The following is an 8,893-nucleotide window of genomic DNA, read 5'->3' on the forward strand; positions in this document are numbered from 1 at the left end:
TCTCACCGTCCTCGGCGCCGATCTTGACCAGGGTAAAGCCCTTCTCCTTGGCGGCCTGGTCGGCGAACTTCCATTCATCCTGGAACCACGGCTCCTCGGGCTGTTTGACGATGAAACCGATCTTGGTGTCCTGAGCATATGCAGCGATGGTCGTGACGGACAGCACGGCAAGCGCGCCCGCGACGAGCGCGGTCTTCAAAAGTCGCATGATTACCTCCCAGCGATAGACCGGGCGCTCAGCCCGGATGCCGGAGTCTCTAATCGCTTTTATCATACTCGTCAATTGATCTAGTATGATAATTAATGTACATGCTCTGACCAGTGATCGCTAGCGCAATCGATCCGCATCCGTTAAGGGCGGACCGATTGTACGAAACCAGCGGTTCGCCGCCTTGGAGGAGGGCTGAGGTGACCGAGATTCTGAAAAAAGCCCCGGGAGATACGACCACTCGCCGCCCGCGCGTGATGCCCGATGTGACCAAGGCGATAGCCTCGGACATCTTCTCCGGGCGCTACCCGGCTGGTTCCTCACTGCCGACCGAAAATGAACTGGGCGTCGAGTATGGCGTCAGCCGCACCGTGATCCGCGAAGCCCTGAAGGTGCTGGCCGCCAAAGGGCTGGTGCTGTCGCGGCCACGCATCGGCACGATCGTCTGCAACGAGGACGACTGGAACATCATCGACCCGCAGGTGCTCGCCTGGCACGCGCCGCACGCGCTGGACGACAAGCTCTTCGATGCCATCCTCGAAACGCGCCGCGCCATCGAACCGCTGGTCGCAGAACTCGCCGCCACCCGCGCGACGCTGCAGGAAATCGCCGATCTCGAAGCGGCATGGCGAGGCATGGCCGGCGCCGGCGAGGACCTCGCCGCCTTCTCGCGCAGCGACATCGCTTTCCACCAGATCGTCTATGCCGCGAGCCACAACCCGATCTTTCGCCAGATCGGCAATCTCATCGACACCGGGCTGAAATTCTCGCTCGAGGCGACGGCGGTGATTTCGCTCGACCGGCGCATGGAGGCCGTGGCGGCGCACCGGGAGGTGGTCGAGGCGCTGCGCATGCGCGACGCCGAGGCGGCGCGTGGGGCCGCAAACAAGATCCTCGACCTTGCGGCGCGCGACCTCGTCAGCGCCAAGAAACTCAAGAGCAACTGAGACTGCGCATGAAAATCATCTCGCTCACCACCTACATCGTTCCGCCGCGCTGGCTGTTCCTGAAAATCGAGACCGATGCCGGCGTCACCGGCTGGGGCGAGCCGGTCGTCGAGGGCCGGGCACTGACCGTCGAGGCAGCGGTCAAGGAGCTTGGCGATTACCTCATCGGCAAGGATCCCCGCCTGATCGAGGACCACTGGACGGTGATGCACCGCGGCGGCTTCTACCGTGGCGGGCCGATCCTGATGAGCGCCATTGCGGGCATCGACCAGGCACTGTGGGATATCAAGGGCAAGGCGCTCGGCGTGCCTGTGCATGAATTGCTCGGCGGCAAGCTGCGCGACACGATCAAGGTCTATTCCTGGATCGGCGGGGACCGGCCGGCAGAAGTCGCGGCGGGTGCCCGGGAAATGGTTGCGCGCGGTTTCCTGGCGTTGAAGATGAACGGTACCGAGGAGTTGCAGATCGTCGACAGCCACGACAAGATCGATGCCGCTGTCGAACGCGTCGCCATGGTGCGCGAGGCGGTCGGACCCAACATCGGCATCGCCGTCGATTTTCATGGGCGCGTCCACCGGCCGATGGCGCGTGCCCTGGTCAAAGAACTGGAGCCTTACAGGCTGATGTTCATCGAGGAGCCGGTGCTCAGCGAAAACCGCGAGGCGCTGAAGGAGATCGCCGCGCTTGGCTCGACGCCGATTGCGCTCGGTGAGCGGCTCTACAGCCGCTGGGACTTCAAGTCGGTGTTCGAGGAAGGTGTCGTCGATATCATCCAGCCAGACCTGTCGCATGCCGGCGGCATCACCGAATGCCGCAAGATCGCGGCGATGGCGGAAGCCTATGACGTGGCGGTGGCGCCGCATTGCCCTCTCGGGCCGATCGCGCTTGCTGCGTGCCTGCAGCTCGACGCGGTCAGCTACAACTGCTTCATCCAGGAGCAGAGCCTCGGCATCCACTACAATGCCGCCAACGACCTGCTCGACTATGCCGCCAACAAGGATGTCTTCCGCTACGAGGATGGTTATGTCGCCATTCCCGACGGACCGGGCCTGGGTGTCGAGATCGACGAGGACTATGTCAAGGAACGCGCCAAGGAAGGCCACCGCTGGCGCAATCCGGTCTGGCGCCACAAGGACGGCTCCTTCGCCGAGTGGTGATCGGGCTGCCTTTCAGTCTCTAAGCGCTCCATGAACAATGAGGACTTTGTCCGGCGAGCGATCGCTCTCGAGAAATGGCTCGTTCGTTCCGTTGATGGAGGCGCTTTCAGCGGCGTTGCCTGAACTGGCCATCAAGCGCGATGGCCGCAGTGCGGCACATTCATCGGCTGCGAATTGCAGAGGGACTGTTTGGTGGAGCCAATCGGGATCGAACCGACGACCTCTTGAATGCCATTCAAGCGCTCTCCCAACTGAGCTATGGCCCCACTTCCGGCAGTCAACCGGCGCCGTTTCCGGCGAAGAGATCCGGCGCAGGTTGGAGACCGCGCCGTTAGTGCAGGCGGCTTCTAACCCCGCCCTTCTCAGATATCAAGCCTTCGAGAGCCGCTTTTTCTTCACAGGCCTCGAAAGCCCGCAAACGCCCGCTTTCAAGGCCGATCAGACCTCGTCGTCGTCGTCGCCGACGCCGATCATGTCGGCGACATCGTCGTCTTCTTCCTCTTCGTCGGCAAGGAAGGTGTCATCTTCGTCGTCGCCGAGATCGACGTCGTCCTCGTCGTCGCCAAGATCCGGCAGGTCGTCGCCCTTGACGTCCTCATCAGCCTCTTCGAGCGAGACGACCTCAACGCCTTCTTCTTCCTCGGCGTCCACTTCCTTCTCGGCCACTTCCTCTTCCTCCTCGAGAGCGGCAATTTTGCCTTCCTCGAAATAGGAACGCGGATAGGTCTTGCCAGTGTATGGCGAGACGATCGGGTCCTTGTTCAGGTCGTAGAATTTTCGGCCCGTCTCCGGGTCGATACGTTTTGTGCCAAGTTCGGTTTTTGCCACGGCAAGCCTCGTCAATAAAAGAGTGGTCCCCTTAACCACAGTTTGCAGCGCTGTCAAAGCGAAAAGCCGGCGTCACAAAACCATGCATTGAAAGGCCTCGCGTCAGTGACGACCATGGGGGATGACCATTTCGGCCCGCCGTGATACGAGACCGCCGCAACAAATGAAAAGCGCCGGCCTGCCGGCATTCCGTCCAGGGAAATTCCATGTCTCACGCCGCCGCCCCCAAGCCGGCCACCGGCCGCCAATCCCCAGCCCTTTCCGGCATCGCGCGCGTGCCGGGCGACAAGTCGATCTCGCACCGTTCCTTCATGTTCGGCGGCCTCGCCTCCGGGGAGACTCGCATCACCGGCCTGCTCGAAGGCGAGGACGTGATGCGCACGGGTGCGGCCATGAAGGCAATGGGCGCACATATCGAGAAGAACGGCGACGAGTGGGTGATCCGCGGCACCGGCAACGGCGCACTGTTGCAGCCGGAAGGCCCGCTCGACTTCGGCAATGCCGGCACCGGCTCGCGGCTGACCATGGGCCTTGTCGGCACCTATGACATGGAGACGACCTTCATCGGCGACGCCTCGCTGTCGGGCCGGCCGATGGGCCGCGTGCTGGAACCCTTGCGCCAGATGGGCGTGCAGGTGCTGAAGGCGACGCCAGGCGACCGCATGCCGATCACGCTGCATGGACCGAAGCACGCCGCCCCGATCACCTACCGCGTGCCGATGGCCTCGGCGCAGGTGAAATCGGCGGTGCTGCTGGCCGGGCTGAACACGCCGGGCATCACCACGGTGATCGAGCCTGTCATGACGCGCGACCACACCGAAAAGATGCTGAAGGGTTTTGGCGCCAATCTGTCGGTCGAGACCGACGAGCGCGGCGTGCGCCACATCTTCATCGAAGGCCAGGGCAGACTGACCGGCCAGACGATCGCCGTGCCGGGCGACCCATCCTCGGCCGGCTTCCCGCTGGTGGCGGCACTGATTGTGCCGGGTTCGGACATCACAATAGAAAACGTGCTGATGAACCCGACCCGCACCGGCCTGCTTTTGACGCTGCAGGAGATGGGCGGCAAGATCGATATCCTCAACCCGCGCAACGCCGGCGGCGAAGACGTCGCCGATCTGCGCGTGCGTTACTCCGAACTGAAAGGCGTCATCGTGCCGCCCGAGCGGGCGCCGTCCATGATCGATGAGTACCCTGTGCTCGCGGTCGCTGCCAGCTTTGCCGAGGGGGAAACGCTTATGCAAGGGCTGGAAGAGCTGCGGGTGAAAGAGTCCGACCGGCTGTCGGCCGTCGCCAACGGGCTGAAGCTCAACGGCGTCGACTGCACTGAGGGCGAGGCTTCGCTCGCCGTGCGCGGCAAACCGAGCGGCAAGGGCCTTGGCGGCCATCCCAACGGCCAGGGCACCACCGTGCAGACTCACCTCGACCACCGCATCGCCATGAGCTTTCTGGTGATGGGGCTGGCGACGGAAAAGCCGGTGACCATCGACGATCAGGTGATGATCGCGACGAGTTTTCCGGAATTCATGGGGCTGATGAAGGCGCTGGGCGCGGAGATTGGATAGCAAATGTTGCACGACTGGCCAATCCTAGGAGCTTGCCTAGGAGCGGCGTTGGTCCCTTATCTAATTGAGCGTTTTGTTTTCAAAAACCGCGTAGGCATTTTTGCCTTTCTTTTTTGGATTTTGTTACTTCAATTTCTGATGATGTATCTGTCGGTTTACGCAGCCACCCTCCTGGAAAACAACAAATGGGTTTTCCTTGCGGTGCTGATCAAAGGTTCGGTGCAATGGCTTTTGTAACAATTGGCGTCGTACCGTTTATAGCGCTGCCGCTGTCGGTTCTGATTGCCGCGGCGGTGTTGGCATTTCGATTTTTCAGACCAGCCAAATGAGCTCGACCTTCACCATCGCCATCGACGGCCCCGCCGGCGCCGGCAAAGGCACCCTCGCCCGGCGGTTGGCCGACCACTACCGGCTGAACCTGCTCGACACCGGTCTTACCTATCGCGCCGTCGCCTATGCGCTCATCCAGCACGCGCTGCCGCTCGACAATGTCTCGGCGGCTGAAACCGCTGCCCGCCAGGTCGATCTGGCAAGGCTCGACCGGACGGTCTTGTCGGCGCATGCGGTCGGCGAGGCCGCCTCGAAGGTCGCGGTGTACCCGACGGTGCGGCGCATCCTCGTCGAAAAGCAGCGCGACTTCGCCAAGACGCCGCCCGGGGCCGTGCTCGACGGCCGCGACATCGGCACCGTGGTGTGCCCCGACGCCGACATCAAACTCTATGTGACGGCCAGCGCCGAGGTGCGGGCACAGCGCCGGCTGGCCGAGATCGAGAGCATCGGCGGGACCGCTGATTTCACCGAGATCCTCGCCGATATCGTGCGCCGCGACGAGCGCGACATGGGTCGAGCGGACTCACCGTTGAAGCCGGCGGCCGACGCGCACTTGCTTGATACCAGCGAAATGGCTATAGAAGCCGCGTTTCTTGCAGCCATGGCGATCATAGACGACGTGCTGGCCAAGAGAGACAAGGCCTGATCCGGGTTTTCCCTCGTATTTCCGTTGTCGGAGGCGAAGAAAATACCCATATCGGGCACGAACCAGCCTGCCAGCATTCTTCATGCGCCGGAATTGCCGCTTAAAAAGCGGCCCAGGGTTTTTGTAGCCCGGAACGCCGGCAGGCCAACGCAACGCTAACCCACGGCGCCCGTCCCGCTTCTAGATGCGGGGCACTCCAGGAGAAACAATGTCAGCTGCAAATCCCACTCGCGATGATTTCGCGAGCCTGCTCGAAGAATCATTTACCACAGGCCATTCCGGCGAAGGTCAGGTCGTCAAGGGTACGATCACCGCGATCGAAAAGGACATGGCCATCATCGACGTCGGCCTCAAGGTCGAAGGCCGCGTGCCGCTGAAGGAATTCGGCGTCAAGGGCAAGGACACCACCCTCAAGGTCGGTGACACCGTCGAAGTCTATGTCGAGCGCATCGAAAACGCGCTTGGCGAAGCGATGCTTTCCCGCGAGAAGGCCCGCCGCGAAGAGAGCTGGGTTCGTCTCGAAGAGAAGTTCACCAAGGGTGAGCGCGTCGAAGGCGTCATCTTCAACCAGGTCAAGGGCGGCTTCACTGTCGATCTCGACGGCGCCGTGGCCTTCCTGCCGCGCAGCCAGGTCGATATCCGCCCGATCCGCGACGTCTCCCCGCTGATGCACAACCCCCAGCCCTTCGAGATCCTCAAGATGGATCGTCGCCGCGGCAACATCGTGGTGTCGCGCCGTACCGTGCTCGAAGAGAGCCGCGCCGAACAGCGTTCGGAAATCGTGCAGAACCTCGAAGAAGGCCAGGTTGTCGAAGGCGTCGTCAAGAACATCACCGACTATGGTGCGTTCGTCGACCTCGGCGGCATCGACGGCCTGCTGCATGTCACCGACATGGCATGGCGCCGCGTCAACCATCCGACCGAAATCCTCAACATCGGTCAGACGGTCAAGGTGCAGATCATCCGCATCAACCAGGAAACCCACCGCATCTCGCTCGGCATGAAGCAGCTCGAGAGTGATCCGTGGTCCGAGATCGGCACCAAGTTCCCGATCGGCAAGAAGATCAAGGGTACCGTCACCAACATCACCGACTACGGCGCGTTCGTCGAGCTGGAGCCGGGCATCGAGGGTCTCATCCACGTTTCGGAAATGTCGTGGACGAAGAAGAACGTGCATCCCGGCAAGATCCTGTCGACGACCCAGGAAGTCGACGTGGTGGTGCTCGAGGTCGATCCGGCCAAGCGCCGCATCTCGCTCGGCCTCAAGCAGACGCTCGAGAATCCGTGGCAGGCTTTCGCCTCTAGCCATCCGGTCGGCAGCCAGGTCGAGGGCGAGGTCAAGAACAAGACCGAGTTCGGCCTGTTCATCGGCCTCGAAGGCGACGTGGACGGCATGGTGCACCTTTCCGACCTCGACTGGACCCGTCCGGGCGAGCAGGTCATCGAAGAGTACAATCGCGGCGACATGGTCAAGGCGCAGGTGCTCGATGTCGACATCGACAAGGAGCGTATCTCGCTCGGCATCAAGCAGCTGGCCAAGGATACGGTCGGCGAAGCGGCGACTTCAGGCGAACTGCGCAAGAACGCGGTCGTCACCTGCGAAGTCATCGGCGTCAAGGATGGCGGTCTGGAAGTGCGGCTGGTCGACAGCGGCATCGAGACCTTCATCAAGCGCTCCGATCTGAGCCGTGACCGCGACGAGCAGCGCCCCGAGCGCTTCACCGTTGGCCAGAAGGTCGATGCCCGCGTCATCGCCTTCGACAAGAAGACCCGCAAGCTGCAGGTCTCGATCAAGGCGCTGGAAATCGCCGAAGAGAAGGAAGCGGTCGCTCAGTATGGCTCGACCGACTCCGGCGCTTCGCTGGGCGACATCCTGGGTGCCGCGCTGAAGAAGCAGGGCAGCTAAGCATTAGCTGTTGCCGCGCCTTGCGCGCGGCCTCAACAAAAACCCCGCCGGAGCGATCCGGCGGGGTTTTTCTTTGACTTGACCGACGTGAAGGGTTGGAAGGTTACGCCCTGCCGTAAAGCGGCACCAGCGTGCCGCTCATCGCCTGATTGGCCGGCGAGGCAAGGTAGGCGATGGCCTCGGCGGCGGCTTCGAGGCTGACCCATCTGGTGACATCGGCATCCGGCATGTCGGCACGGTTTGCCGGCGTATCAAGCGTCGACGGCGCCACCGCATTGACCAGGATGCCCCTGTGCTTCAGCTCCTCCGCCATCGCCACGGTCATCGCGGCAACCGCGGCCTTGCTGGCGGCGTAGGCGACCATGCCGGCGCCGCGCCGCGGATCGACCCCAGCGCGCGCGGTGACGTTGACGATACGGCCCGCGATGTCCGACGCCAGCATCGAGCGGATCGCGGCGCGGCAGCACAGGAAGGCGGTGCGCGCATTGGTGTCCATCATCTCGGCAAAAGATGCTGACTCGATCTTTTCCACCGGTGCGGCGGTGAAGCCGCCGGCCAGGTGGATTGAGCCCCACAGGCCTGGAACCTGACTGTAGAACGCCTCGACCTTGGCGGGGTCCGAGAGATCGACATTGTGCACCAACTGGACACGGTCATGCGCGGCGAAGGGAAAATGCGCTGGTGCGGCGGCATGGGCATTGGGCACATGGCAGATCGCGCCGTCACTCAGCAGTTTGCCGACAACCGCACCGCCGAGCGCACCGGTCCCACCGGTCACGACGATATGCTTGCCTTCAAGTGTTTCCGTCATCTTGGACGCTCCTGTCATTTTTTTATCGTTAGGTCGTTTCTGTGCCGCCGACGCGAAGCGTCGCGCCTTTTGCCCCGTCACTCAATTGACATCTCGACATGGCAGTTGTCGCGTCTTTGCATGTGTCCGCCCACCGGCCGGCCGTGGTTCAGGGCCGGCGAGACGGGAAATACGTAGCACCGTCCTTCAGTCAACCGTGATTTCGATGACGCGCGGCAGTCCGGTGGCCCGGGCGCGCTTCAACGCGTCCGCGAGAGCCTCGATGTCGGCAAGCCGTTCGGCGCCGATGCCATAGGCCTCGGCCAGCTTGCAGAAATCCGGCGGCGCCGGCGATACACCGACCGGCTCGACACCGACATCGAGCATCGAGGTTTCGATCTCGCGGTAGCCTCTGTTATTCCAGACGATGAAGATGACCGGCGCCCGCGCGTCGAGCGCGGCGCCCAACTCCGGCAACGTGAACTGGAAGCCGCCGTCGCCGGTCAGGCAGACAAC

The 8,893-nt window shown here is 62.7% G+C and carries 9 protein-coding genes, 1 tRNA gene and 1 pseudogene; 6 read left to right on the forward strand and 5 right to left on the reverse strand.

All coding sequences use genetic code 11. The annotated features are described in order from the left end of the window. Positions 1-208: pseudogene (locus EN749_RS23940) on the reverse strand (arabinose ABC transporter substrate-binding protein); the annotation flags it as partial. Positions 209-408: 200 nt separating this feature from the next. Between EN749_RS23940 and EN749_RS23945 the strand changes: the two are divergent. Both EN749_RS23945 and dgoD read left to right on the forward strand, forming a co-directional pair. Continuing rightward, positions 409-1,155, forward strand: coding sequence for a FadR/GntR family transcriptional regulator (locus tag EN749_RS23945; RefSeq protein ID WP_109665815.1), 747 nt, complete (start codon positions 409-411; stop codon positions 1,153-1,155). 8 nt (positions 1,156-1,163) lie between these two features. After that, complete coding sequence (gene dgoD / locus EN749_RS23950) at positions 1,164-2,312, forward strand: galactonate dehydratase (RefSeq protein ID WP_127267760.1); 1,149 nt, start codon at positions 1,164-1,166, stop codon at positions 2,310-2,312. A gap of 190 nt (positions 2,313-2,502) precedes the next feature. Here dgoD and EN749_RS23955 read toward each other — a convergent pair. Together EN749_RS23955 and EN749_RS23960 are read right to left on the reverse strand one after the other, a co-directional pair. Beyond that, positions 2,503-2,578, reverse strand: a tRNA-Ala gene (locus EN749_RS23955). 172 nt (positions 2,579-2,750) lie between these two features. Beyond that, the gene (locus EN749_RS23960) at positions 2,751-3,140 is read right to left on the reverse strand and encodes a TIGR02300 family protein (RefSeq protein ID WP_013528180.1); all 390 of its coding nucleotides are present in this window, start codon (positions 3,138-3,140) and stop codon (positions 2,751-2,753) included. 206 nt (positions 3,141-3,346) lie between these two features. Between EN749_RS23960 and aroA the strand changes: the two genes are divergently transcribed. The 4 genes from aroA (at position 3,347) to rpsA (ending at position 7,587) form a co-directional block, all read left to right on the forward strand. Beyond that, a complete protein-coding gene (gene aroA, locus EN749_RS23965; protein ID WP_128364101.1) occupies positions 3,347-4,705 on the forward strand; it encodes a 3-phosphoshikimate 1-carboxyvinyltransferase in 1,359 nt (452 codons plus the stop codon). A gap of 3 nt (positions 4,706-4,708) precedes the next feature. Further along, positions 4,709-4,942: a hypothetical protein gene (locus EN749_RS23970; protein WP_128364102.1), complete on the forward strand. Its 234-nt coding sequence runs from the start codon at positions 4,709-4,711 to the stop codon at positions 4,940-4,942. A gap of 88 nt (positions 4,943-5,030) precedes the next feature. Next, on the forward strand, positions 5,031-5,681 hold the full coding sequence (gene cmk, locus EN749_RS23975; RefSeq protein ID WP_128364103.1) for a (d)CMP kinase: 651 nt from the start codon (positions 5,031-5,033) through the stop codon (positions 5,679-5,681). Between the two features lie 208 nt (positions 5,682-5,889). Further along, complete coding sequence (gene rpsA, locus EN749_RS23980) at positions 5,890-7,587, forward strand: 30S ribosomal protein S1 (protein ID WP_013528183.1); 1,698 nt, start codon at positions 5,890-5,892, stop codon at positions 7,585-7,587. 103 nt (positions 7,588-7,690) lie between these two features. On the opposite strand, the gene EN749_RS23985 is transcribed toward rpsA, so the two are convergent. After that, positions 7,691-8,398, reverse strand: a complete 708-nt coding sequence (locus EN749_RS23985; RefSeq protein ID WP_128364104.1) for an SDR family NAD(P)-dependent oxidoreductase — start codon at positions 8,396-8,398, stop codon at positions 7,691-7,693. 186 nt (positions 8,399-8,584) lie between these two features. Then, on the reverse strand, positions 8,585-8,893 hold a 309-nt coding region (locus tag EN749_RS23990), incomplete at its 5' end, for a thiamine pyrophosphate-dependent enzyme (RefSeq protein ID WP_245491489.1).

Origin of the sequence: Mesorhizobium sp. M7A.F.Ca.ET.027.02.1.1, assembly GCF_004022985.1 — a bacterium.
Lineage (GTDB): Bacteria > Pseudomonadota > Alphaproteobacteria > Rhizobiales > Rhizobiaceae > Mesorhizobium.